Source organism: Streptomyces sp. NPDC048211 (assembly GCF_043202315.1).
Taxonomy (GTDB): domain Bacteria; phylum Actinomycetota; class Actinomycetes; order Streptomycetales; family Streptomycetaceae; genus Streptomyces.
In genome coordinates, this window is the sequence record NZ_JBIDAD010000003.1 from 621,161 (window position 1) to 645,753 (window position 24,593).

Annotated in this window: 22 protein-coding genes; 15 read left to right on the forward strand and 7 right to left on the reverse strand. The window is 69.7% G+C overall.

Translation table 11 applies throughout. From position 1 onward, the window contains the following. Positions 1 to 224: 224 nt before the first annotated feature. The gene (locus tag ACGFZA_RS15475) at positions 225 to 551 is read left to right on the forward strand and encodes a plasmid stabilization protein (protein ID WP_385271536.1); all 327 of its coding nucleotides are present in this window, start codon (positions 225 to 227) and stop codon (positions 549 to 551) included. 288 nt (positions 552 to 839) lie between these two features. Here the strand turns inward: ACGFZA_RS15475 and ACGFZA_RS15480 are convergent, their stop codons facing one another. After that, on the reverse strand, positions 840 to 1,931 hold the full coding sequence (locus ACGFZA_RS15480) for a glutamate--cysteine ligase (protein ID WP_393679399.1): 1,092 nt from the start codon (positions 1,929 to 1,931) through the stop codon (positions 840 to 842). 374 nt (positions 1,932 to 2,305) lie between these two features. Between ACGFZA_RS15480 and ACGFZA_RS15485 the strand changes: the two genes are divergently transcribed. After that, positions 2,306 to 2,884 (forward strand): type 1 glutamine amidotransferase domain-containing protein, encoded by a 579-nt coding sequence (locus tag ACGFZA_RS15485; protein ID WP_393679401.1) that lies wholly within the window; start codon positions 2,306 to 2,308, stop codon positions 2,882 to 2,884. Positions 2,885 to 2,960: 76 nt separating this feature from the next. Here ACGFZA_RS15485 and ACGFZA_RS15490 read toward each other — a convergent pair whose 3' ends face one another. After that, a complete protein-coding gene (locus ACGFZA_RS15490) occupies positions 2,961 to 3,395 on the reverse strand; it encodes a hypothetical protein (RefSeq protein ID WP_393679403.1) in 435 nt (144 codons plus the stop codon). A gap of 200 nt (positions 3,396 to 3,595) precedes the next feature. Here ACGFZA_RS15490 and ACGFZA_RS15495 point away from each other — a divergent pair, with 200 nt between their 5' ends. Together ACGFZA_RS15495 and ACGFZA_RS15500 are read left to right on the forward strand one after the other, a co-directional pair. Continuing rightward, the gene (locus tag ACGFZA_RS15495; protein ID WP_393679405.1) at positions 3,596 to 4,144 is read left to right on the forward strand and encodes a GNAT family N-acetyltransferase; all 549 of its coding nucleotides are present in this window, start codon (positions 3,596 to 3,598) and stop codon (positions 4,142 to 4,144) included. Positions 4,145 to 4,520: 376 nt separating this feature from the next. Continuing rightward, entirely contained in the window at positions 4,521 to 5,303 is a 783-nt protein-coding gene (locus ACGFZA_RS15500; RefSeq protein WP_385271552.1) for a VOC family protein, read from the forward strand. A gap of 27 nt (positions 5,304 to 5,330) precedes the next feature. Here the strand turns inward: ACGFZA_RS15500 and ACGFZA_RS15505 are convergent, their stop codons facing one another. After that, complete coding sequence (locus ACGFZA_RS15505) at positions 5,331 to 6,818, reverse strand: SulP family inorganic anion transporter (RefSeq protein WP_385271555.1); 1,488 nt, start codon at positions 6,816 to 6,818, stop codon at positions 5,331 to 5,333. 404 nt (positions 6,819 to 7,222) lie between these two features. Between ACGFZA_RS15505 and ACGFZA_RS15510 the strand changes: the two genes are divergently transcribed. Further along, positions 7,223 to 7,645, forward strand: a complete 423-nt coding sequence (locus ACGFZA_RS15510; RefSeq protein WP_385271558.1) for a MerR family transcriptional regulator — start codon at positions 7,223 to 7,225, stop codon at positions 7,643 to 7,645. Between the two features lie 395 nt (positions 7,646 to 8,040). Here the strand turns inward: ACGFZA_RS15510 and ACGFZA_RS15515 are convergent, their stop codons facing one another. Next, positions 8,041 to 8,874 carry a ribonuclease activity regulator RraA gene (locus ACGFZA_RS15515; protein ID WP_385271561.1) on the reverse strand — a complete coding sequence of 278 codons (834 nt, stop codon included), beginning with the start codon at positions 8,872 to 8,874 and terminating at the stop codon, positions 8,041 to 8,043. Between the two features lie 108 nt (positions 8,875 to 8,982). Between ACGFZA_RS15515 and ACGFZA_RS15520 the strand changes: the two genes are divergently transcribed. From ACGFZA_RS15520 to ACGFZA_RS15540, 5 genes are all read left to right on the forward strand, one after another. Beyond that, positions 8,983 to 10,260: an alpha-L-fucosidase gene (locus tag ACGFZA_RS15520; protein ID WP_393679409.1), complete on the forward strand. Its 1,278-nt coding sequence runs from the start codon at positions 8,983 to 8,985 to the stop codon at positions 10,258 to 10,260. A gap of 361 nt (positions 10,261 to 10,621) precedes the next feature. Beyond that, a complete protein-coding gene (locus ACGFZA_RS15525; protein WP_385271567.1) occupies positions 10,622 to 11,857 on the forward strand; it encodes an ABC transporter substrate-binding protein in 1,236 nt (411 codons plus the stop codon). A 53-nt stretch (positions 11,858 to 11,910) separates the two neighbouring features. Then, positions 11,911 to 12,762 (forward strand): carbohydrate ABC transporter permease, encoded by an 852-nt coding sequence (locus ACGFZA_RS15530; RefSeq protein ID WP_385271570.1) that lies wholly within the window; start codon positions 11,911 to 11,913, stop codon positions 12,760 to 12,762. A gap of 13 nt (positions 12,763 to 12,775) precedes the next feature. After that, positions 12,776 to 13,687: a carbohydrate ABC transporter permease gene (locus ACGFZA_RS15535; protein WP_385271573.1), complete on the forward strand. Its 912-nt coding sequence runs from the start codon at positions 12,776 to 12,778 to the stop codon at positions 13,685 to 13,687. 56 nt (positions 13,688 to 13,743) lie between these two features. After that, a complete protein-coding gene (locus tag ACGFZA_RS15540) occupies positions 13,744 to 15,735 on the forward strand; it encodes a right-handed parallel beta-helix repeat-containing protein (RefSeq protein WP_393679412.1) in 1,992 nt (663 codons plus the stop codon). A gap of 63 nt (positions 15,736 to 15,798) precedes the next feature. On the opposite strand, the gene ACGFZA_RS15545 is transcribed toward ACGFZA_RS15540, so the two are convergent. From ACGFZA_RS15545 to ACGFZA_RS15555, 3 genes are all read right to left on the reverse strand, one after another. Next, entirely contained in the window at positions 15,799 to 16,566 is a 768-nt protein-coding gene (locus ACGFZA_RS15545; RefSeq protein WP_393679414.1) for a GntR family transcriptional regulator, read from the reverse strand. 68 nt (positions 16,567 to 16,634) lie between these two features. Further along, positions 16,635 to 17,621 (reverse strand): acetylxylan esterase, encoded by a 987-nt coding sequence (locus ACGFZA_RS15550; protein WP_393679416.1) that lies wholly within the window; start codon positions 17,619 to 17,621, stop codon positions 16,635 to 16,637. A gap of 106 nt (positions 17,622 to 17,727) precedes the next feature. Continuing rightward, the gene (locus ACGFZA_RS15555; RefSeq protein WP_385271585.1) at positions 17,728 to 18,582 is read right to left on the reverse strand and encodes an amidohydrolase family protein; all 855 of its coding nucleotides are present in this window, start codon (positions 18,580 to 18,582) and stop codon (positions 17,728 to 17,730) included. 110 nt (positions 18,583 to 18,692) lie between these two features. Between ACGFZA_RS15555 and ACGFZA_RS15560 the strand changes: the two genes are divergently transcribed. From ACGFZA_RS15560 to ACGFZA_RS15580, 5 genes are all read left to right on the forward strand, one after another. Then, on the forward strand, positions 18,693 to 20,636 hold the full coding sequence (locus tag ACGFZA_RS15560; protein WP_393679419.1) for a hypothetical protein: 1,944 nt from the start codon (positions 18,693 to 18,695) through the stop codon (positions 20,634 to 20,636). Beyond that, positions 20,633 to 21,586, forward strand: coding sequence for an aldo/keto reductase (locus ACGFZA_RS15565; RefSeq protein ID WP_385271591.1), 954 nt, complete (start codon positions 20,633 to 20,635; stop codon positions 21,584 to 21,586). Before ACGFZA_RS15560 ends, ACGFZA_RS15565 begins: the two co-directional genes overlap by 4 nt. 78 nt (positions 21,587 to 21,664) lie before the next feature. Beyond that, positions 21,665 to 22,435: a uracil-DNA glycosylase gene (locus ACGFZA_RS15570; RefSeq protein WP_393679421.1), complete on the forward strand. Its 771-nt coding sequence runs from the start codon at positions 21,665 to 21,667 to the stop codon at positions 22,433 to 22,435. Between the two features lie 210 nt (positions 22,436 to 22,645). Continuing rightward, the gene (locus tag ACGFZA_RS15575) at positions 22,646 to 24,142 is read left to right on the forward strand and encodes an MFS transporter (RefSeq protein ID WP_385271596.1); all 1,497 of its coding nucleotides are present in this window, start codon (positions 22,646 to 22,648) and stop codon (positions 24,140 to 24,142) included. Positions 24,143 to 24,457: 315 nt separating this feature from the next. After that, positions 24,458 to 24,586 carry a hypothetical protein gene (locus ACGFZA_RS15580; RefSeq protein ID WP_350993337.1) on the forward strand — a complete coding sequence of 43 codons (129 nt, stop codon included), beginning with the start codon at positions 24,458 to 24,460 and terminating at the stop codon, positions 24,584 to 24,586. Positions 24,587 to 24,593: the final 7 nt, after the last annotated feature.

The following is a 24,593-nucleotide window of genomic DNA, read 5'->3' on the forward strand; positions in this document are numbered from 1 at the left end:
CGTGAGGTCAGGCCCTCGTGCGCACCCGGTCCCCGCCTCTGAGCGCCGTGCCGCCCGGGGTCACCCGAGCGGCACGGCCCGATGCGCGTTCGCATGGCCGGGGTGGCATGTTTCGGTCGTGGACCAGTGGTAACCCGCTGATACGGCGGCACCCGCATCAGTGCTACCGGTGCGGACCGCGTGCCGCCGGCAGGACACCCGACAAGCATCAGGAGGAGTACGCCATGCCGGCAGGATCCAGCCGCAAGCGCGAGCGTCAGTACGAGCACGTCAGGGAGAGCGCCAAGGACCGCGGCGAGTCGGAGAAGCGTGCGAAGGAGATCGCCGCCCGCACCGTCAACAAGGAACGCGCCCGCGCGGGAGAGTCGAAGACATCGAGCAGGACGTCCACGCGGGACCCGAAGTCCGCTTCCCAGCGCGGCGGGGAGCGCTCGCACAAGGGTGCCCAGGGCCGTACCAAGGACCAGTTGTACGAGGAGGCCAAGAAGAAGAACATCGAGGGCCGCTCGACGATGAACAAGGAGCAGCTCCGTAAAGCCGTCAGCCGTTGAACTACCGGACGCAGCCCGTCGCCCGCGGCCGCAGGGCGGTGACGGCCTCGCGGCCCCGTCCGGCTGCCGGTTTCACTGACCGGAGCGCAGGGCGGGCAGGAGTTCTTCCCGCGCCCACCGGATGACCGGATGAAGGGCTGCCGGTGCGCACCGCCGATCCGGGAGGTGGCCTGTGCGGCCGCGCCCAGCACGCTCCACGCGTAGGGGCGTGTCCTTGCGACTCCCGCCACGGGACACGGGGGTCGGAGGTCACGGACTGACGGCTCCCGGTGCCCGGCCGCCGCGCTGTCAGCCGCGTGTTCGGGACACGCACTCCGCCACCACGGCCCGCAGGCTGCCCGTGCGGGCGAACACGTCCCGTTGAGTCCTCGCCCCTGTCCCTCGCTCCATCAGGCGCCCGACCGCTTCCTCGGCCGCCGCGAGGTCACCGGTGTCCTCCATCGCGTCGCGGACATGCGCGAGCAGCGCGCCGACCACCTCGGAGGCGGGCTCGGGCCGCATGGTCAGGGGATGAAGCAGGTGGCCGTCCAGACCGGAACGGCCTGCCTGCCAGGTGGCCATGCGCAGAAGGCCCACCCCGACGGGGTCGGGCGGTTCCTCCGCGCGCCAACTGCGTGCCGCCGTCTCGACCAGACCGCGCACCAGCGAGGCGAGCAGCGCGGCGTCGGCCGGGTCCAGGCACACGTCCGCGACTCTGACTTCGACGGTCGGATAGCGGTGCGAGAGCCGTGCGTCGAAGTAGATCATGCCCTCGTCGCGCAGCACGCCGGTGTCGACGAGGGCCTGAACCTGCTCGTGGTAACGGCGCGCGGAGCCGAAGATCTCGACCGGACCGGCCGAGGGCCAGCGTCCCCAGACCATGCTGCGATAGCTGCCGTAGGCGGTGTCCTGCCCCTGCCAGAAAGGTGAGTTGGCGCTCAGCGCGAGCACGACCGGGAGCCACGGGCGGACCCGGTCCAGCACTGCGACGCCCTCCTCGTCCGAGTCCACGGAAACGTGTACATGGCATCCGCAGGTCAACTGCTCCTGGGTGGTCAGGCCGAACCTCTCGGCCAGCCAGCGGTACCGCTCCCCCTCCCCGATCGCCGGACTGACCGGAAGCGGCACGGTCGCGAGGGCGGCCACGTCGGCGCCGGCCTGTGCGGCACTCTCGGCGGCCTCGGCTCGCCAGCGCAGGATCTCCTCCGCGAGTTCATGCATGTCGCTGCACGGCTGGGTGGCGAACTCCATTTGCTGGAGATGGAGTTCGGACTCGAAGGCCGAATCGCCCGCTGCGCGCTTCTCGGCCAGCGCCAACACCGCTGTCGACAGCGCCCGGGGCTCACCACTCCGCGCGTCGACGAGCAGCAGTTCCTCCTCCACTCCCACAGTCCGCACCATCGCGTCCCTCTCAGCCGGACGCCGTGGGGCACGCCGTGTCATGCACCGTGCCCGTCACGCGCGTGCGGGCACCGTCGCGCCCGACGCCGCCTCCTGTGTCACTCCAGCTTCCCGCACAACGCCGGGAAACACCTCCCGGGCCCGTGTCGTACTCGCTGCTGCCGGCCCGCTACGGCCCTACGCCGTTCGGGCGGCCTGCGGTTGCGGGCGCCCCGGCGCGACCGCAGGCTGCCGGAAACCGGGCAGGCCGCGGGCATGACCGCCGCCACGAGCGGGAACCAGAGCCTGCGGTCCCCGAGACGCCGGATCGACGCACTCCGCACGGACCCGGATCGACGTACCCGGCACGGACACGGAAAGGACGGACGGAACCGATGAGCGACCATGAGGTGAGCAAGCGGAAGGTGCTGGCCATCGTCACCAACTACGGTGTGGAGCAGGACGAGCTCGTCGTTCCGGCCGACCACCTCCGTGGATGGGGCGCCCAGGTCGATGTCGCGGCCGTGACGAAGGACCCGGTCGGGACCCTCGTCGGCGACAAGGAACCCGGCAGGACGCTGCACCCCGACCTCACGCTGGATGACGTCGATCCGTCCGCGTACGACCTTCTGCTCGTACCGGGCGGGACGTTGAACGCCGACACGCTGCGCACCCAGAGCTCCGCGGGCAGCATCGTGCGCGCGTTCACCGGATCCGGCCGCCCCGTCGCCGCCATCTGCCATGGCCCCTGGGTGCTCGTGGAAACGGGGGCCGTCGCGGGCAAACGCCTCACCTCCTATCCCTCGCTGCGGACCGACATCCGCAACGCCGGCGGCGACTGGACCGATCAGCCGGTCGTCACGGACGATTCGGGCGGCTGGACGCTCATCACCTCACGGAACCCCGGCGATCTGGAACCGTTCGTCCGGGAGATCGACGCGGCGCTCGCCGTCCCCGGCCTGTCCGGCACCTGATATCCGCAGGACGGCCCACGGGACCCTTCGGGACTTCCCCTCGAAGGGTCCCGGCCCCATCGCCTCGATGCGGGCGCTACGCGGGTTCGGGGACGAAGAGGAGGAACGCGTCGACGCCCGGCCGGATGACCCCGTAGCTGCTCTCGGGCACCTCGTTCCACTCGCCGGGCAGTCCGCCCAAGGGCTCCGAGACCACCATGCGGGTGCCGTCCGAGGCCTCGCTCAGGACCTCCAGGTCCGGCTGGAGTGCCTGCACGGTGTCCGCGCCCGTGCTGCAGAACAGCGACCTGGAGGCCCGCAGGCTCGAATAGCGGAACGCCCACAGCCGCTCACCGTCGGACACCGCCGCGGTCATCCGGAGCGGGAGTTCAACCCCCTGCTCGTGGCCCAGCCCTTCGATCGACCCGGCCATGCGTGCCACGGCGCCCGGCACGTCCTGGTCGAGACCGAAGGTGATGGCCAGGTAGAACATCACCTCCGAGTCGGTGGATCCTTTCAGGGCGGAGAACAACGCCGGATCCCCGGCCAGGGAGAAGGGGCGCCGCAGGCGCGTGAAGCGGCCGCCCCACTGCCGGACGGCCCGATCGCGCCTCCCGAACCACCGGAGGGCTTGCGGGCCGGTGGAACGTCGGGCCTGGGGGAAGAAGGTCACGGCTCGCCGCCCCAACGAAATCGGTGGTGCGATGCGGGGCCGAGGCCGAGAATCGCCGGATGCGTGAAAGAGAGCTGTCCGACGGCGTCATCACCCTGTCCCCGCTGCAGCCGGAGGATGTGGAACCGCACCTCGCAGGGGAGGACGAACTGCTCGTTCGCTGGCTCAACGGCGGTCCGGGGACGCGTGAGGGCGTCGAGGCGTACGTCCGGCACTGCCGGGATCAGTGGGAAGGCGCCGGACCGCTCCGCGCCTTCGGGATCCGGGCGGGCGCCGACAGAATACTCGCGGGAACCGTCGACCTGCGGTTCGCAGGTGAGGGCCTGGCTCCCGGCCAGGTGAACGTCGCGTACGGCCTCTATCCCTCCTGGCGAGGACACGGTCTGGCCACCCGAGCGGTTCTCCTGGTGATGCGGTACGCGGCGAGTGAGGGCGCAGCGGAGGCAGTGATCCAGGTGGATCCGGACAATCCCGGATCCGGGGCCGTCGCGCGGCGGGCAGGATTCACCCCCGTCGGACGCACACGCAGGCAGGACGGCACACGGTTCGACCGGTACGTCCGGGACCTCCGAGGCGGCGCAGCGGAGCAGCCCGGGTCAGGCTCATGAGGCGCTGTCCGGCCGCCCGCACCGCATCGCGCCCGTCAATGGGGCCCGCGCTGCGGAAGCCGCCACGTCCGGCGGGACGCGCGCCCGTGGGCGAAGCCGCTCCGGGTGACCGCCCCGGCCCGTGCGGCACGGCGCCGCGCCCGGTATGAGGAATGTGCGGTGTGCGGGACGTGGTCCGGGTGCGGTGGCGCGGCGGCCGTGCCCACAGTTGCAGAGGTGAGTCGGCGGTCAGGGCACACCGGCCGGACGCTTCGGGGCGGCCGGCGGTCGAGGCGTGCACATGCTCCGTCCGCGCCCGGCGGCGGCGCCGCGCGGACGACGGGTCGCAGTCGGGACCCGAAGAAGCCGGCTTCCACGACCAGGCAAGGAGTCTTCGATGCCGGCCCTCGGAATGACGACACCGGTGACCGGCGCGCCCTGCTGGGTGAGCCTGGTGACGCCCGATCCGCATGCGGCCCGGTCCTTCTACTCCCAGGTGATGGGGTGGGAATTCCGTGACAGCTCCCTCGGGCGCGACTTCTCCGTCGCGACGGCTCGCGGAGAGCCCGTCGCGGGAATGGGGTACTGCCACGGCAGCGGGCTCACCGCCCGCTGGACGCCGTACTTCGCGGTGGCCGACGCCGATGCGGCGGCGGACCGCGTGAGGGAGCGGGGGGCCACGCTCGCCGTGGGGCCCGCGCGGCTGGGTGAAGGACGTGCCGCCCTCGCAGCGGACCGCGACGGCGCCGCCTTCGGCTTCTGGGAGGGGCCGGCCCTGGCCTGGACCGTGGGCCGGGGCAGCGCGCCCGCACGCCTGGACCTCAGGACGCGTCACGCCTTCGAGGCGGCCATCTTCTACGCCGAGATCTTCGACTGGGCGGAGCCGAAGGCCGGGTGCACGGTGGATTACGCGCAGGATCACGTCGTGGTCCGGGTGGCCGGACACACCGTCGCCACGTTGCGGGGCGGGAGCGTCGAATCCGCCCCGGACCCGAGGATGCGGCCTCGGTGGATGGTGGACTTCCGCGTGGAGGACAGCCGTGCGACCGCGGCGGCAGCCGATGCGGCGGGCGGTGAATCCTCACCGGCTCCTCCCCCGCTCGGCTGCTCGAAGGACACCCGCATCATCCGGGACCCCGGTGGCGCCCTGTTCACCGTCTCGGGCCCCGGCGGGGTGTGATGCCGGGTCCGCCGGTCACCGCGGGGGTCAGTGGCTGGTGAGTTCTCCGGTGAGCTTCCCGTGGAGATCGGCGCTCGGATCGTTGAGACCGATGATCTCGACGGTCTTGCCGCGCTGGGCGTACTTGGTCTCGATGGCGTCGAGGGCGGCCACGGACGAGGCGTCCCAGATGTGGGCGGCGGACAGGTCGATGACGACTCTGTGGGGGTCGCCGGCGTAGTCGAACCGGCCGACGAGGTCGTTGGAGGAGGCGAAGAACAGTTCGCCGGTCACGGCATACACCACGCTGGTGCCGTCGGGATCCCTGACGGCCGTGACGTCCGCGAGTCGGGCGACGCGCTTGGCGAAGACGACCATCGCGGTGACGGAGCCGACGACGACCCCGATGGCGAGGTTGTGGGTGGCGACGACGACCACCACGGTGATGACCATGACGGCGATCTCGCCGGCAGGCATCCGCTGGAGGGTCTTCGGGGCGATGGAGTGCCAGTCGAAGGTGCCGAAGGCCACCATGACCATGACGGCGACGAGGGCGGCCATGGGGATGTCGGAGACGACCGGACCGAAGACCACGCACAGCACCATCAGGAACGCCCCGGCCAGGAAGGTGGAAAGGCGGGTGCGGGCGCCGGAGACCTTCACGTTGATCATCGTCTGGCCGATCATCGCGCAGCCGCCCATGCCACCGAAGAATCCGGTGACGATGTTGGCGATGCCCTGGCCGATGGACTCGCGGGTCTTGGAGGAGTGGGTGTCGGTGATGTCGTCGACCAGCTTGGCGGTCATCAGGGATTCCATCAGGCCGACGAGCGCCATGGCGAGGGCGTAGGGGGCGACCGTGGTCAGGGTGTCCAGGGTGAAGGGCACGTCCGGCAGGCCCGGGACCGGCAGCGAGGAGGGCAGTTCCCCCTTGTCCCCGACCGTGGGCACGGCGATCCCGGCCGCAACGGTGATCACGGTGAGGATGAGGATGGAGACCAGCGGCGCGGGGACCACCTTGGTGAGCTTCGGGAAGAACACCAGGAGCGCCAGGCCGCCGATGATCAGCGGATAGACCGCCCAGGGCACGTCGTGCATCTCGGGGACCTGCGCCATGAAGATCATGATGGCGAGGGCGTTGACGAAGCCGGTCATCACCGAGCGGGGTACGAACCGCATGAGCTTGGCCACGCCGACGGCGCCCAGGATGATCTGGAAGAGGCCGGCCAGGATGACGGTGGCCACCAGGTAGCCCAGTCCGTGCTCCCGGTTCATGGGGGCGATGACGAGTGCCACGGCGCCGGTGGCCGCGGAGATCATCGCGCGGCGTCCTCCGACGATGGAGATCGTGACGGCCATGGTGAACGAGGCGAAGAGGCCGATGGCCGGGTCGACGCCGGCGATGATCGAGAACGAGATCGCCTCGGGGATCAGCGCGAGCGCGACGACCAGGCCGCCCAGAACCTCGGTACGCCAGACCTTCGGGTCGGACAGCCAGTCGGGCTTCAGGCCCCGCAGAACAGCGGCGGGCGTCATGACGGAAGAAGACAAGGTGGTGAGTACCTGTCGTGCTCGGGCAGTCCCGCCCAGCGGGCCGGGGCGTGCGGTACAGACGCGGAGGGGCCGGGCCGGCACTCCGCGGACGGCCCCGACGGGCCGGAAGTCGAAGGGAGGGACGAAGCGCGGCGCAGGGCCGGGCGCCTCACGTCCGGGGACGAAGAGTTACGGCGGGCAGGCGGCGGCCGTCAGCACCTTGGGCTCGCGCACGCATACTCCTGCAAGAATCGGATCTTCATCGGGGCGCCATCGGCCCGGAACAGCACGGGCGCGGCAGTTGGGCCGCCCCACCGTCACAACTCTACCCTAACGTTAGAGTAGAGGTTGGTGACGGCCCGCGCCAGGATGCGGCCGTCACGAGGAGAAGGGCCAGGACCACGGGCGTGGACGACAAGCACATGCAGATCGGCGAGGTCGCCGCGCGGACCGAGCTCTCCCTGCGCACCATCCGCCACTACGAGGAGACGGGGCTCGTCGTCCCCTCGGCCCGTTCGCAAGGCGGCTTCCGGCTGTACACCGAGAGCGACGTCCAGCGGCTCATGGTCATCCGCCGGATGAAGCCGCTCGGCTTCACCCTTGACCAGATGCGCGACCTGCTCGACGCCACGGACCGCCTCGACGCGGGCGCCGGCCTGGACGCCTGCGAACGCGATGGTCTGCTGGATCGCGTACGCGCGTACGAGCGGGCGGCAGCGGAACAGGTCACCAAGCTCCGCGTCCAGCTCTCCCGGGCCGAGGACTTCGCCGGCACCCTCCGCGCGCGCCTGCCCCGGGAGACCCGACCCCCTTCCGCCGGGCACTCCTGACCGACCCCACCGGCCTCATGGGCCACCGACCGCACCGCCCTGACGGGCCACCGCCTTCCGCCCGGCGCGACCGTGGCGGGGAGTCAATTGCCGCCGAGGCCCCATCCATCAGGTCCACCGTAGAGGTGGACCCCCAAGCACTGCGGGGCGGCGAAGGCGTGGCGGCGTGCAGCGGTGTCCAGTGGTCGGCGTCCGGCAGCCGTGCTGCGGCAAGGGCGGGAGGAGGCGAGGCCGGTGGTCGTGCGGCGCAGCCCAAGGGCCCCCGGCGACGCCTCGCCCGTGGTTGCGGCCGGCCAGGGAACCGCCCACGCGCTCTCGCCGCCCATCGGCGTATCCACGGGCGGCGAAGGGCGCATGGCCTTCCGGGACGAGCTGACCCGGCCGGTCACCCCGGCTCAGGTGGCGGACCGGCTCGCCAGGTACTCGGTCATGCCCTCGCCGGTGAGCGGGTAGTAGTCGGACAGACGCCCGCCCTCGTCGAGACGGCGGCGGGCGAACGCCTCGCGGTCCTGGTGGAGGAGGGAGTCCTCGGCCAGCGGGATCGCGTTCCGCTGGGGCACGACGACGGCGCCGTCCTCGTCGGCGACGATCAGGTCTCCCGGCGTCACGAGTGAGCCGCCGACACCGACGGGCACGTTGAAGGCGGACGGGAACAGTTCGGTCTGCGAGGCGTAGTGAGGGGTGACGCCGGTGCACCAGATGGGCACGCCGAGCGCGCGCACCCGGGCCGCGTCCCGTACCCGTCCGTCCACGACGATCCCGGCGCCGCCGCGCAGTTTGAAGTAGCGCACGAGCATGTCGCCGAGGCAGCCGGTGAAGTGACTGCCGTGGGCCGAGATGACCAGCACGTCGCCGGGCCGGATGGATTCCAGGACACCCCAGAGCGGGGTCTTGCGCTCGATGTCCTCCTGCTCCGCCCCGTTGAAGACGTCTTCCCGCTGCGGAAGGAACTGCAGCGTCACGGCACCGCCGGTGACCTTGACGTCCGCTTCGCGGTGCAGCGGCACCGGGCCGTCGATGAACGTCCGGGTGATGCCCATCTGGTGGAGCTTCGCACAGGCCGTGGCCGCGCTCACGTCCTTGAGAGCGTCCACCATCTGTGACGTGGGCCGAACGTAGGAGGAGGTGTGGACCGGCGCTCGCATCGACTCGTAGACCTGGCTCCCCTCCGTCCCGCCGGTGCGGGCCTCCGCCGTCGACGCCGCTTCCTGGTCCCCGATCGAGTGCATGCACGTGCCTTTCCGCGCGCTCGTCGCACGCAACGCCAGTGACATCATCGCCTATCGATGGTAGATAACAGCCAATCGATTAGTGCTGTCAATGCGTCAGGAGCTCTCATGAACGGTGCGTCCACGAATTCCGCCGATTCCACCGGTGACACGGGGTGGTTCGAGGCGGCACGCTTCGGGCTCTTCGTCCACTTCGGCCTGTACAGCCTGGCAGCGCGGCACGAGTGGGTCCGCAGCCGGGAGTCCATGTCCCAGCAGGAGTACGACCGTTACCTCACCCGATTCGATCCTGATCTCTTCGACGCACGTCAACTCGCGCGTACTGCAAGGGAGTCGGGTATGCGCTACGCGGTTCTTACGGCCAAGCACCATGACGGCTTCTGCCTGTTCGACTCGGCACTGACCGACTACAACTCGGTACGGACGACAGGCCGCGACCTGGTCCGTGAGTTCGTGGACGCGATGCGGGCCGAGGGACTGCGCGTCGGTCTGTACTACTCGCTCCTCGACTGGCACCACCCCGACTTCACCGTCGACGAGCACCACCCGCTGCGGGGCACGGCAGCCGAGCGGGAGCCCCGCGACATGGAGCGCTACCGCGCCTACATGGAGGGGCAGATACGTGAGCTGCTCACCGGATACGGCCAAATCGACACCCTCTTCTTCGACTTCACGTATCCGGAGAAGGGCCCCGAGGAGTGGGGCGCCAGGCACCTGCTGGCCACGGTGAAGGAACTGCAGCCGGGCATCCTCGTCAACGACAGGCTCGGCATACCCGGCGACTACGTCACGCCCGAGCAGTACCAGCCCGACCGACCGCTGGAGCGTGGCGGGAAGCGGGTCACGTGGGAGGCCTGCCACACGCTCAACGGCTCATGGGGGTACGACCGCGACAACCACGACTACAAGGACCCCGCGCTGCTGGTCCGCATGCTGGTGCAGTCGGTCGCCTGCGGGGGCAACCTCATCCTGAACGTCGGGCCCACCGGCCGCGGCGCCCTGGATCCGCAGGCCCGCTCCACGCTCCGGACCATCGGGGAGTGGACCGAGCTGCACGCACGGTCCGTGCACGGCGCGGGGCCGAGCGCGTTCGAGCCGCCCGCCCACACCCTGTACACGCAGTCCGGCAACCGCCTCTACCTGCACCTGCCGGTCTGGCCGCTCAAGCACCTTCATCTGCCGGGGCTGGCCGGACGTGTGCGCTACGCCCAACTCCTGCACGACGGCTCGGAGATCCTCTTCCACGAGACGGACGGCTCACGGCACGAGCACAACAACCTGGCGCCGCCGAGCCAGCCGGCGGGAACCCTCACCCTGACCCTGCCGATCGCCCGGCCCGACGTACTGCTCCCGGTGATCGAGCTGGAGCTCGACGTACAGCAGTGAACCCGGCCGGCCAGGCCGCCTCCGACCTCCGGACGCTCGCTTCGAACTTCGCCTCGCCACAGCGGAGATGAGCGCCGGAATCGGACGGCCCGGCCGGCCGCGGGGCGAAATCAGACCCAGAGGTTGCGGCAGCACCCTTGAAGAAGCACGGAGCCGGCTTTAGCATCAACAATCGATAGACGATAGACGTGATCGAGGCGCAGGCCCCGCCCCGCCTCCGTCGCATCGCACCACCCACCGGGCGACACGCACCCCCGACCGCCCGCACCCCCTCGCGCCGTCGCTCCACCGGGAGTTCTGCGGCTGAGCACCAGCTATCGATTATTCACGACTACGCAACGGAGCGTGTCCGATGAAAACAATGTGGCGTCGCACGTGCGGACTCGCCGTGGCTCCCCTGGTGATGGCGTCGGCCGTCGCCTGCGGGGGCGGGTCCGACCAGGCGTCGGAGGGCACGACCCTCCGCGTCATCGTGAACATCACCCCTAACCTGACGGAGAAGTACTGGAACGACCTCTTCGCCACCTACGAGAAGGGCCACCCCGGTGTGCACGTCAAGCTCGAACTGACGGGCACGATCTCGGCGGACGCGAAACTGAGGCAGGACCTGGCGGCGGGCGACCCGCCGGACGTCGCCCAGCAGATCGTCCCGACCGCCGACACCGCTTCGCTCTTCGCAGACCTGTCCGACCAGCCCTGGACCGCCAAGACGCCGCTGGCCGACCAGTACACCGTCGGCGGCAAGCGCTACGTGGTCGGCGTGGGTGAGCAGATCCAGTCGCTCGTGTTCTACAACAAGGCCGCCTTCGAGAAGGCGGGGCTCGACGCCTCGAAGATCCGGACGTTGGATCAGTTCACCGCGGCCATGGGCGACTTGAAGAACGCGGGCTACAAGCCGCTGCAGGCGGCCGGTCAATGGGTCACGGGCTCCCAGTTCTCGATGATGGCCGACGCGGGGGTCCTCACGGCCGATCCCGGGTGGACGGTCAAGCGCAACAACGGCAAGGCCTCCTTCGCGAAGAGCGGCTACCTGCCCTACCTCCAGCAGTACAAGGGCTGGATCGACAAGGGCTACCTGGAGAAGAGCGCCCTCGGTCTCACCTACGCGGACGGTCAGACGGCCTTCCTGAACGGCAAGTCCGCGATGTACGTCATGGGTTCGTTCTTCGTGCCCGCCGCGGACGCCGCCAAGAAGAGCGACGACATCGGGGTCTTCACGATGCCGACCGACGGGGCCTACCCGTCGGGCCAGTTCGGCAACATCTCGAACCCGTACGTCGTGGTGAACAAGTCGCGGCACAAGGCCGAGGCGATCAAGTTCGTGAAGTGGGCGACCACCGATCCGAAGGCCATCAAGAGCCAGCTCGCCTCCGACGCGAACCTGCGGGAGGGCTTCACGTACCCGATGTCCAGCCTGGGCACCTCCGTGCAGCAGATCCTGGACAAGGCGCCGTCCGTGATCGTGAAGTCCGGTGAGAGCCAGCCGATAGCCGGCTTCAGCGACGAGCTCAACAAGCAGGTCCAGTCCCTGTACACGGGGTCGTCCGCCTCGGGTGCGGCCGACGGATTGGACAAGTGGTGGAACTCGCAGAGCTGAACGCAGGCCTGAACGACCGGGCGCGGCGCCGGGCACGCCTACAAAATTTGGCCGTGTCCTTGGGGATGATGGGCCCGGCCGTCCTCCTCTACACGGTCATGACCGTCGTGCCGGTGGGAGTCGCCGTCTATCTCAGCCTGACCGACTGGGACGGCTTCTCCACCGCCACGTTCACCGGGCTCGACAACTACAGGCACCTCTTCGACGATCCGAGCTCCTCGGACGCCTGGTATGTGACAGCGCTGATCGCCGCGGCCGGCACCGTCCTCATGGTGGGTCTGGGGCTCGTGTACGCGCTCGCGCTCAAGGGCCGTTCGCGCGCCAACTCGTTCTTCCGGGCCGTCGCCTACTTTCCGCACGTCATCAGTGCCCTGATCCTCGGGTACCTGTGGGCGGCGATCCTGGGCACCAACGGTGCCATCAACAACACGCTCGCCAAGTTCGGAGTCGAGCCGGTCGGGTTCCTCTTCGACGAGCAGTTCGCCCTGATCTCACTGATCGCCGTGATCGTGTGGGCGGGGTTCGGCTTCAACGTCGTGCTGTTCGTGGCAGCCCTGCAGACCGTGCCGGCGGAGCTGCTGGAGGCAGCGGCGATCGACGGCGCGTCCAAGCGACAGATCAATCTGCGGATCGTGATCCCCATGATCGCCCCCGTGGTGACCGTGGCGACGGTGCTGAACCTGGTGGGGCTCATCCGGGCCTACGACATCGTGGTCAGCCTCACCGGCGGCGGTCCGGCCGGGTCGACGCAGACCTTCACCTATCTCATTCTCGCCCGGTCCTTCGAGGGCACCAAGGTCGGATACGCGACCGCGCAGGCGGTGTTCCTGATGGTGGTGTCCGCAGTGCTCGCCCTCCTTGTGACGGCGCTGCGCAACCGCCAGGACCAAGCAGCGACAAGTTAGTCAGGAGCCGTTGGTGGTCGTACTGGAAGCAGAGGTCCGCGAAAGGCCGAAGGCCGCGCCGGCCAAGAGCGCCGACACACAGGACACGGGGCGCAAGGAGCGCCGTTCGCCCCTGGGATGGGCCCTGCTCGGTGTGCTCTTCGTCGCCATGATCGTGCCGGTCTACCTGCTCGTGGTGAACGCCTTCAAGTCTCAGCAGGACATCCTCGACAACCCCTTCTCGATCCCGCTGAACGGGCTGACCTTCGAGCACATGTCGGCCGCGATCAACAGCCCGCAGTTCAACGTCATCGACGGCTACGGCTTCACGCTGTTCCTCGTCGTGCTCGTGGACGTGCTGTGCATCCTGCTGGCCGGCCCCGCCGCGTACGCGATCGCGCGCAGCCTCAAACGGCGTACGCAACTGGTCCTGCTGTACTTCCTGGCCGGCACGTTCATTCCGGGCGCCGCGGTGATCATCCCGGTGATCTACGTGCTGCGCGAGATCGGCCTGGCCAACACCGTGACCGGCCTGGTCGCGCACGATGTGGCCTCCACCCTGCCGGTGAGCATCTTCCTGTTCGTCGGCTTCATCCGCACCATCCCGGTGGACATCGACAACGCGGCGACGATCGACGGCGCAGGCCGCTACCGGACGTTCTGGTCCATCATCTTCCCCCTGATGCGCCCTGCGGTGGTCACCGTGCTCATCCTCAACTCCATAGGAATCTGGAACGACTTCATCTCCCCGCAGATCCTGCTCAGCCCGTCCTCCGGGCACTACACGGTCACGACGGCGGTCTACGCCGGCATCAGCCAGTACTCGACCGATCTGACGAAGGTGTTCCCCAACCTTCTGCTCGCCATCGCACCCGTCGTCATCTTCTTCATCTACATGCAGCGCCACATCATCAGCGGTCTCACCGTGGGCGCCGTGAAGGGATGACCCCGTACGTCATGCCCCGTCCGAAGAGAAGCCGAGAGTAGAGAAAGGACCACGGAGTGCTGAGGAGTTGGAAACCACGGTCCCGCCAAGGGCCCTGGTCCGCAGCCGCCCTGCTCGCATCGCTGGCCATGGTGGCGGTCGGCCATCCGGCCGCCGCCCATCCCGTCAGACCCCAGGCGGGCACGGTCTACTACGTGTCGTCCTCCGGCCGGGACGCGGCCGGCGGCAAGACCGCCACCTCCCCGTTCCGGCACATCCAGAAGTGCGCCGATGTGATGGTGCCGGGCGACACCTGCCTGATCCTGTCCGGAACCTACGAGGAGACCGTGGTGCCGGCTCGTTCCGGCAGCGCCCAGCTTCCCATCACCTATCGCGCGGCACCGGGTGCGAAGGTGACGGTGAGCGGTGCGTCGAGGATCGGCGGCTTCGATCCGGTCACCGCAGCCGATGTCACGCAGATCGCCGCCACCGACCCGTTCGCCGCGGACTCGGCGTTCAGCGACGCGGTGGCCGACGGCCACGTCTACAGCACAGCCGTAGACCTCGGTCCTGACGTGACCACCGTGCAGGTGTTCACCGACAGGGCGGCGGGCGTCGAGGCCCAATGGCCTTATCCCGGCCTCGACCTGCTCGCTCCCACGCTCCAGTACGCCGGGGAAGGCAGCGCGGACGCCACCGTCGCCGATGCGGACCTGACCCGCCCGGCGGGGTACTGGAACGGCGCGCGCGCCCTCACCGGGTACTGGTATGTCTCGGCCACCACCACGGTCAAGAGCTCCGCCGTAGGCTCGGTGACGCTGGACGCCGCGCCGCCCTGCGTCCACAAGGTCGTGCCGAAGGAGACCCGGTACGCCCTCTCCGGAAAGATAGGCGAACTCGCCCACCCGGGCGAATGGTTCTACGACCCGGTCGCGAAACGCCTGTACGTGTACGGCACCGATGACCCGGACACCCGCACCGTCGAGGTGAAGCGTCGCACCCTCGGTTTCGACCTGACGAACACCTCTCACACGACGGTCGACGGCATCGGTCTGTTCGCCACCACGATCACCACGGGACCCTCCAGCACCGGCATCACCCTGGACGGCATCCGCGGCCAGTACCTCTCGCACTACACGGACATCACCCGGGGCGCGACGGACTGCGGCAGCACGGTGACGCGGGGCGTCGGCGACAGCGGCATCGTCCTCGACGGCACCGGGAACAAGATCGTGAACAGCGATCTGTCGCTGAGCGCCGGGAACGGCGTCGCGCTGCGCGGACAGAACAACACCGCGACGGACAACGTGATCCACGACGTCGACTACATGGGTACCTACGCGGCGGGGATCGCCGTGCAGGGCAACAGTCAGACGGTCACGCACAACACGATCTCCCGGGTCGGCCGCAGCGGGATCAACCTGCAGTGGAACGAGGTCGCCGGCCTCACCCCGGGCAAGGACCTGATCGCGTACAACGACATCTCCGGGTACGCCCGGATGAGCCTCGACGTGGCGGCCGTCTACACCTGCTGCAGTGCCTGGATGATGGGCACCTCCATCGATCACAACGTGCTGCACGACCCGGCACCGGCCACGACCTCGACCACCTTCGGAATCTCGGGAATCTACGCGGACAACGGCCAGAGCGATCTGGTGATCGCGAACAACGTCGGCTGGGGCAACCGGGAGGGCACCGTGATGCTGAACGGGCTCGGTACCGGGTCGCACGACAACGGCGTCTACAACAACACCGGCGGAATGACGCTGTTCTACGTGAAGGAGCCGGGGCAGTCGACCGGCACCAGGATCTACAACAACCTCGGTACGATCCGGGGCCTGACCGGCGCGACCGATGGCGGGCTCGTTCTCTCCAACAACCTCCCGGCGGAGACCGATCCGCTGTTCGTCGACGCGGCGGGCCACGACTACCGGCTCACCGCAGGCTCACCGGCCCGCAATGCGGGGATAGCGCTTCCCGGCATCAACGACGGTTCCACGGATCCGGCCCCGAGCCTGGGCGCCTATCAGTACGGGGCGCCCGTGTGGACTGCGGGCGCCCGACGGTAGCCCGGACGCGGACAGCGTCATGGGCCCGGTCCGGAGTATCCGGACCGGGCCCATGACGGTTTCTCAGTTCGACTTCGGCGCGGTCTTCCTGGACGTGGCGCGCTTCGCCGCGGCGGCCTTCTTGCGCGGCTGCTTCGTCTCCCGCGCATCCGGAACGGGACCTCGGCCGGCGGCGTGGTCGCCGAATGCCTGGGCCGCCTTACCGGGCTCCCTCTGCCTCAAGAGGGCTACCAGGCGCCCGTGTTCGTCGGCCATCGCACGCCTGTCACCGTCGAAGAGCGGGTCGGAGATGGCACGAAGAGTGCGCAGACTCGGCTCGATGACCTCCCACATGCGGGCGAGGAAGGGGTTTCCCGCGAACTGGCTGACCAGGGAGTGGAACTCGACGTCGGCGTCACGGAAGCCGCTGACGTCGTTCGTGGCGACCGCCTCGTGCATCCGCTCGACCTGTGCGTCGAGCTCGGCGAGCTGCTCATCGGTGATGCGCTCCGCAGCGAGCTGCGCGGCGAGGCTCTCCAGCGGCTCACGCACCTGACGGGCGTACTCCGCGTCCTGCGAGGAGACCTCGACGACGAAGTGACCGCGTCGCGGCACGTGCGTGAACAAGCCCTCACGGGCCAGCCTCTTGACCGCCTCACGCACCGGCGCCTGGCTCACGCCGAGCCGCCGCGCGATCTCGGATTCGACCACGCGGTCGTTCGGCGCGAGATCGCCCTCGACGACGGCCTGGCGCAGCAGGTCGTACACCTGGTCCGAGATCAGGGTCTTGCGGAACCGGTCCTTGTTGGTGGCCAGTGTGGAGACGAACCCACCGGACGCATTCGATGCCATGAATTCCCAATCCTGCACTGGGGCACGTCAGTTGCGACATAATACGCGCCCGTCTTCCCTCGATGGAGTCACACCGAGGTTTCCAGCTGATCGGCCAGCCACTCCAGTTTGACTACCTCGTGGGCAGGCCCGCCGCCCTCGTGGTCGTTGAAGGGATACACCTGTATCTGCTTGTCGGACTGATCGACATCTCCCTGGGCGCCGTAATGATTGAAGGCCGCGTACACCGTGGAGGGCGGGCAGATGCGGTCCATCAGACCGACGGAGAACAGCGTCGGCGCGTTCGCCCGACGGGCCAGGGCGGCGCCGTCGAAGTAGGACATGGTGCGGGCCACCGTGGCCGCGTGCTCGCGGTGCCGCTTCACGAACCTGGTGACCTCGTCGTAGGGGGGCATGTCGGTGATCGTCGTCGCGCGCGGGAAGTGGCACAGGAACGGCACGTCCGGCATGGCCGCCACGAGGTCGGGGACGAGGCCCGCGGCGGCGAGGGCGATGCCGCCGCCCTGGCTGGTGCCGGTGACGACCACGCGGGCCGGGTCGACGTCCGGATGCGTGCGCACCGCGGCGACGGCACGTACCGCGTCGGTGTACAGGCGCCGGTAGTAGTAGCGGAGCGGGTCGAGCACGCCGCGGGTGAGGAAGCCGGGCGCCGCGATGTCCCCGCTCGCCGGGTCGGGGTCGGGTGTCTCGGCCCCCTGGCCGCGGGTGTCCATGACGAAGTGCGCGTAGCCCGCGTCCGCCCACAGCCGTATCTCGTGCGGCGCTCCCCGGCCGGTGCCGTAGCCGAGGTACTCCACGACGACCGGCAGCGGGCCGGTACGGGTCACCGGGAGATGGAACCAGCCGCGCACCGGGTGGCCGCCGTAGCCGGCGAAGGTCACGTCGAAGGTGTCGATCGTGGCGAGCCCGTTGGGCACCGGATCGAACGTCGCGGCGAGGCCGAACCCCTCCTGCTGCGCGAGTGTCTCCTGCCAGAAGACATCGAAGTCGTCCGGCTCGGAGAGGGCCGGACGGTAGCGCTCCAGCTCGTCCAGGGGAAAGTCGAATTGTGCCATGAGTGTCTCCGCGGAGGTCGGGGCCGACTCACGTCCAGGCGGAGTCGGTCACTGATCATCGCCTATCGATCATCGAGGGAATCGAATCAGGGGCCTTCGAGCACTGTCAACCACCGGACGGTGAGTCACGACCACGGTCGTCGTCGAGTCCGTACACGCGGACCGCGGTCGTGTGCAGGACGCTCTCGCAGTGTTCGGCCGTCAGGTGGGCAAGGCCGAGCCGGGATGTCGCGAGCGAGTCGGCGCGGGAGCCGCGGGGCAGGCAGATGGGCCAGTCGGAGCCGATCAGGCAGCGGTCGGGGCCGAGCGTGTCCACCACGTGCCGCACCATGTGGGCGATATGCCGCGGCGGGGTCCCGTGCTGCTGGGTGAGCAGCCCGGAGACCTTCACCACCACGTTCGGGCTCGCCGCGGCCCGTTCGATGTCCCGGTACCACTGCGCCGCCCCCGGCAGACGCGGGTCCGGAGGGTTTCCCAGGTGGTCGACGACCACGGCCAGCTCCGGGAATCGCGTGGAGACGTCGGCCGCCGCCGTCAACGCCCCCCGGTACAGGTTGAGCTGGAGCACCAGACCTTCGTCGGCCAGTACCGGGACGAGTGCGCGGGCCGGCTCCGGGGTGTCCGTCCACGAGGCCCCGCCCAGCCGCATCCCATCGGGACGCGAGCCACCCCACCGGTGCAGGAGAGAGCGGAACGCGTCGGGCCCGTCCGCGCCGTGCACGTGCAGGTTCGCCACGTACCCGGCGACCAGGTCCGGGCGGCGCAGGCGCAGTTCACGCAGGGCATGCGTCTCTCCCGCATCCCCGCGCGACGCCTCGACCAGCACCACGCCGGCCAGCCCTAGGCCAGCGCCCGACTGGGCCAAGTCGGCCTCGCCGAAGACGTGATGGTGTTCGCTGCCGGGTCTGATCCACGGGAATCCCTCTGCCGGATCCCACAGGTGAACGTGGCAGTCGATCACGGTGTGCCTCCTCCTCGGGGCGTGCGGGGCGGCTCCTGAGTATTGACACGTCGGCTCCCCGCCAGTGAGTCTAACCATCGGCTATCGATGGGCGATTATTCAATGCTTACGTGACGAGGGAGCAGGTGTTCTCGATGCTCAGGCCTGAGCGGACCGGCACACACACAGGGGCGGCGGCCCACGGACCACTACTGACCGCGACCCGGAGCGTCACCGGCCTCCCCCGATGGGCGGAGCTGGAACGGCAGTTGTTCGACTTCCAGAACAAGGCGTGGCGGCTCTTCGCCGACCGCTACACCGAGGGGGACGGCCGCCTCGTCTTCCGTGACACGCTCGGTCAGGGGCTGGACGGGCGGGACGGCGTGGACGACTTCTACGAACCGTTCTTCAACTGGCCGACGCTGTACGTACTGGGCGGCAGCGCGGATCTGCTGACCGCCGCGCGGCGGCACTGGCGCGGCGTCACCGCGCAACTGACCGAGATGGGCATGCTCTCCGGCGGCCTGGAGCGGGGCTACGACTGGTTCCACCAGGGCGAGGGAATGCTCCTCTTCTACGGCCTGTGCCTCGCGGACCCGGACGACGCCGAGCTGCGCGAACTCGCGCTCCGCTTCGCCGATTTCTACCTTCCCGGCGGCCCCAACTACGACCCCGAGCACCGGGTCGTGCGCGCCCCGCACAACGGTTCGGGCGGTCCGCGTTTCGGCTTCAGCGACGAGGAGCCGTACTTCCCGTGGAGCCTGGCCCTGCGCCCGTACGGTATGCCGCTGGACGGGGTCGATGACCTCGCGTCCTTCGACGACCTGGCCGCGTCCCCGGCGCGTGCACGCGCGTACGGCCGTGCGATGTGGGACAGGATGGGCCGCGGTGACACGATCGCGAATCTGGCCTCCACCGGGCTCGCGACGCAGGCCTTCCTGCTCAGCGGCGAGCAGCGCTACGCGGACTGGGTGGCCGAGTACGTGGGCGTGTGGCAGGAGCGGCTCACGGGCCGCGACGTCGTGCCCGATAATGCGGGCCTGAACGGTGTGGTGGGCGAGTACCTCGACGGCCGCTGGTACGGCGGCCACTACGGATGGTCCTGGCCGCACGGCCTCTCCCCCGTCGCCGGCGCCACCCTTGTCGGCGCGGCCAACGCGACGCTCCTCACCGGGGACCGGGGCTATCTGGAACTGGCCCGCAACCCCCTCGACGCGGTGCTGTCCCACGCCGAAGAGCGCGGCGCGGACGGGATGGGCACGCTCGGCGAGCGCTGGGAGCCGCATCTGCGCGCGATGACGGCCGAGCGGACGCTCATGGTTCCCCAGCGGCACAACGACTCCGGCTGGTTCGACTACACCGTCATGCCCGGACAACTCCCCTTCGGCCTCTGGCACTTCAGCCGGGACGACCTCGACAGGGACCGGATCGAGCGGCTGCGCTCCGCATCCCGCTGGGACTGGACCGCTGTGCACACCCAGCGCATCAAGGACGAGGCCGGGCACGAGGAGCCGTGGTACGAGTTCCTGCACGGGCGGAACCCGCACTACCCCGAGCGGATGCTGCGCAGCGCCCTGGCCAGTTGCGCCGAGCGGGTCGAGGCCATCGAGAACGACACCGTCGACCCGGCCGTCGGCCCGGACGCACTGGGCATCCACCACTGGCAGCACCTCAACCCCGTCGTGACCGAAGCCCTGTTGCAGCTGACCACCGGCTCCCCGCAGGTCCTCTACAACGGCGGCCTCGTCAACCTGCACGTCCGCTACCACGATGCGGACGCCCGCCGTCCCGGCCTGCCGCCGGACGTCGCCGCACTCGTCTCCGACATCCGCCCGGACCACACGGTCGTGGAGCTGGTCAACCTGGGCGGCGCGGCACGCTCCCTGCTGGTGCAGGCCGGTTCGTTCGCCGAGCACCACGTCGCCACCGTCCGCATGGACGACGGCCCCGAGCAGCCGGTCGAGGGACCGTACTGCCGGGTCGGCCTCCCGGGGCACTCACGGATCCGGCTGACCCTGACCATGACACTGCGCGCAGGCCGCGCGGCCTGTGCCTCACCGTGGGAGACGGCATGACCGACCGACCGGCGAAGCGGCTGCCCTTCGCCCTGCCCCGCCTCGGCCTGGGCACCGCACCCCTGGGCGGTCTCTTCGAGGCCGTCACCGACGAGGACGCCGCCGCGACCCTCAAGGCGGCGGGCACCGCCGGCATGACGTACTTCGACACCGCTCCCCGCTACGGACACGGCCTCGCCGAACAGCGGCTGGGCCGGCTGCTCGGCCCCTGCGGGGTCACCGCCCCGGTGATCTCCACCAAGGCGGGCTGGCTGCTGCGCCCCCTACCGGACGGCTCCCCCGGCGAGGTGATCACCGACTGGACCGAGCGCGGCATCCGGGAGTCCCTGGAGTCGAGCCTGAGCCGCCTGGGCCGCTCCAGCGTCGACATCCTCTATCTGCACGACCCGGAGAAGTACCCGGACGAGATCCGCCGCACGGCCTATCCGGCGGTGCGCAGACTGCGCGACGAGGGTCTGATCAGGGCCATCGGATTCGGCATGAACCACAGCGGTCCGCTCGCCTCGTACGTGGCGGAGTTCGAGGCCGACGTCGTACTCATCGCGGGCCGCCTCACCCTCCTCGACCACCAGGCGCTCGCGACATTGCTGCCGGTGTGCGCCAGGACGGGTACCTCGGTGGTCGTCGGCGGTGTCTTCAACACGGGCCTGCTGGCCGACCCCTCTCCCGACGCCATGTTCAACTATCACCCGGTTCCCGCCCGGGTGCTGGAGCGGGCCCGGCAGTGCCGGGAGCTGTGCGACGCGTACGGGGTGCCGATCCATGCCGCAGCGATCCAGTTCCCGCTGCTGCATCCCGCCGTCGACTCGGTCGTCCTCGGCTGCCGGTCGGCGGCCGAGGTGGAGGCGAACGCGGCGGCTGCCCGCTTCCCGGTGCCGGAGGAACTCTGGCAGCGGCTCGCGGGGGCGGGATTCGTTCCCGAGCAGCTGTTGAAGGAGCGCGTCGGGTAACAAGGAGTGGTGGTTCCCTGCGTCGTCCCGGACGCAGGGGCACGCACGAGCCGCCCACTCTCCGAAACGGGGTTGTCCTTGTCCAGCGCCACCGAGTACCCGGAGTCGGCCGCCACCGCATCCCGTACGTTGAAGGGTCTGGACGCGCGGCTGGTGTCGTGCCGGGCCTGCCCGCGTCTCGTCGCCTGGCGCGAGGAGACCGCCGCCGTCAAACGTGCCGCGTTCCGCGACTGGGAGTACTGGGGGCGTCCGGTACCCGGATTCGGGCCGTCGACCGCCTCGCTGGTGATCACGGGGCTGGCGCCCGCCGCGCACGGGGCGAACCGGACCGGCCGGATGTTCACCGGTGATCCGTCCGGTGACCTGCTGTTCGCGACGCTCCACGAGCTCGGTCTGACCTCCCGGCCCACGGCGACACATCGGGACGACGGACTGGAGCTGTACGGGGTCAGGGTCACCGCCCCCGTACGCTGCGCCCCGCCCGCCAATCTCCCGACGACCGGTGAGCGCGACACCTGCCGCCCCTGGGCGGTGCGGGAGTGGGAGCTGCTCCGGCCGACGGCACGCTCCCTCGTCGTGCTGGGCGGCTTCGGCTGGCAGGCCACGCTGCCGGCCCTGCGCCAGGCGGGCTGGAGCGTGCCACGCCCCCGTCCGCCCTTCGGTCACGGCGCCCGGACCACGCTGGAGCCCCTGGACGGGTCCGGACGCCCGTTGACCGTTTTCGGCTGCTACCACGTGAGCCGGCGCAACGTGTCCGCCGGTCGCCTCACTGCGGCCATGCTGCGTGAGGTACTCGCCGAGGCCGCGCACACGGCCGGGCTCCCCGTCCTTCGGCCGGGGGCGGCCTGACCACCGGACACCACACCTCCTCGCGAGCCGTTTCGGTACGCCCCGCTGCCGCGCGCCCATGTGGCCGAGCGCCAAGGGGTGTGCGGCGGCGGCAGCCGGGCACCTGGCCGATAGTGGATGCACTGCGCTCAGGCAGTGCGCACCCGGCCGGGAGAGGAGACGACCGCTGTGACGTCCGCCGCATCGGAGGAGCCCGGAGACGGTAAGGCAATGGCGGCGCCGGGTGAGTCCGGAACGGGCGTGGTCACCACGGCCGTACCGGCACGGCTGGACCGGCTGCCCTGGTCACGCTGGCACTGGATGATCGTCATCGGCCTCGGCACGGTGTGGATCCTCGACGGGCTGGAAGTGACCACGGTCGGCAACATCGCGAGCCGGCTGTCGGAAGAGGGCTCGGGCCTGGCCATCACGTCCGCACAGGTCACCGGCCTGGCCGCGGCTCTCTACGTCGCGGGGGCCTGCTCGGGAGCTCTGTTCTTCGGCTGGCTCACCGACCGGTACGGCCGCAAGAAGCTGTTCATGGTGACGCTGGCGGTCTACCTCGCCGCGACCGCGATGACCGCCCTGTCCTTCAGCGCGTGGTGGTTCTTCCTCTTCCGCTTCCTCACCGGCTTCGGCATCGGCGGGGAGTACGCGGCCATCAACTCGGCGATCGACGAGCTGATCCCCTCGAAGTACCGGGGCCGGGTCGATCTCATCATCAACGGCAGCTACTGGCTCGGCGCGGTCGGCGGGGCGCTGCTTTCGATCGTCATGCTGAACACGGACTACTTCCCGAAGGACCTGGGCTGGCGTCTCACGTTCGCCCTGGGCGTCGTCCTGGGCCTCGTGATCCTGCTCGTACGCCGGCATGTGCCGGAGAGTCCGAGGTGGCAGTTCATCCACGGGCACAGTGAGGACGCCGACGAACTCGTCGGCTCGGTCGAACGGGAGATCGAGGAGCAGCGTCAGGAGGAACTGCCGCCGCCGGCGGGTGAGATCACCATCCACCAGCGCAAGAGCATCGGCTTCGGGCTCATCGCGAAGACGGTCTTCCGGAGCTATCCCAAGCGCGCGGTGCTCGGGCTGTCCCTCTTCATCGGGCAGGCCTTCCTCTACAACGCGATCACCTTCGGATTCGGCGCGATCCTCACCACGTTCTTCGACGTCGAGAGCGGCCACACCGGTTACTACTTCGCGGTGATCGCAGCAGGCAACTTCGTCGGCCCCCTCGTCCTCGGCAAGCTGTTCGACACGATCGGACGGCGCGTCATGATCGCCGCCACGTACATCGTGCCGGGCATCCTGCTCTTCATCACGGCCTGGCTCTTCAACCGGGGCTCGCTCGACGCCACCACCCTGACCGCGTGCTGGTGCGTGGTGCTGTTCTTCGCCTCGGCCGGGGCGAGCAGCGCCTATCTGACCGTCTCCGAGGTCTTCCCGATGGAGACCAGGGCCATGGCCATCGCCTTCTTCTACGCGGTCGGTACGGCGGTCGGCGGGATCAGCGGCCCGCTCATCTTCGCCGACCTCACCGAGTCGGGCGTCCTCTCCGATACGGCTCTGGCCTTCTCCATCGGCGCCGGGCTGATGTGCGCGGCGGGCATCGTCGCGGCCTTCCTCGCCGTCGACGCCGAGCAGCGCTCCCTGGAGGACATCGCGAGGCCGCTCTCCCAGACGGACGACGCCGACGGTGACGCGTCCTCCGCGGGTACGACGACGCGCTGAGCGGACGCGCGATGTCCGCGCCCCGCGCCTGCCCCTGTGCCCTGTGCGGGGCCGCGGGACAGCACGGGCAGTGCGTCCGGGCGGCGGTGCGGGCAGCCGCCGCGCCAGGCCGGTTCGCACAGCGGCACCGCGGGCGTCAGCCGCGGTCAGCGGTCGAGGAGGACGGCCGGGGACCGGTGGTCTACGTGCGCAGCCCACGCCCGGGGGCTGTGAGCGTGTACCGGCGTCGAACCTGTGTCCAGCCGTTCCCATACCGGGGGCTCGTACGTTCTGTCTCAGCCGGCGCAGCAGTCGCCGTCCATCAAGGAGGACCGGATGCCCGAGAACACGAACCCGGAGCAGGAGCAGGACGACACCGAGGCCGAGGTCGTCGCGCACAGCGAGAACGACGGGTTCGAGCCGGAGGTGCCCGGCTGCATCGTCAACGGCAGCAGCGCACTCTGACCCGGTT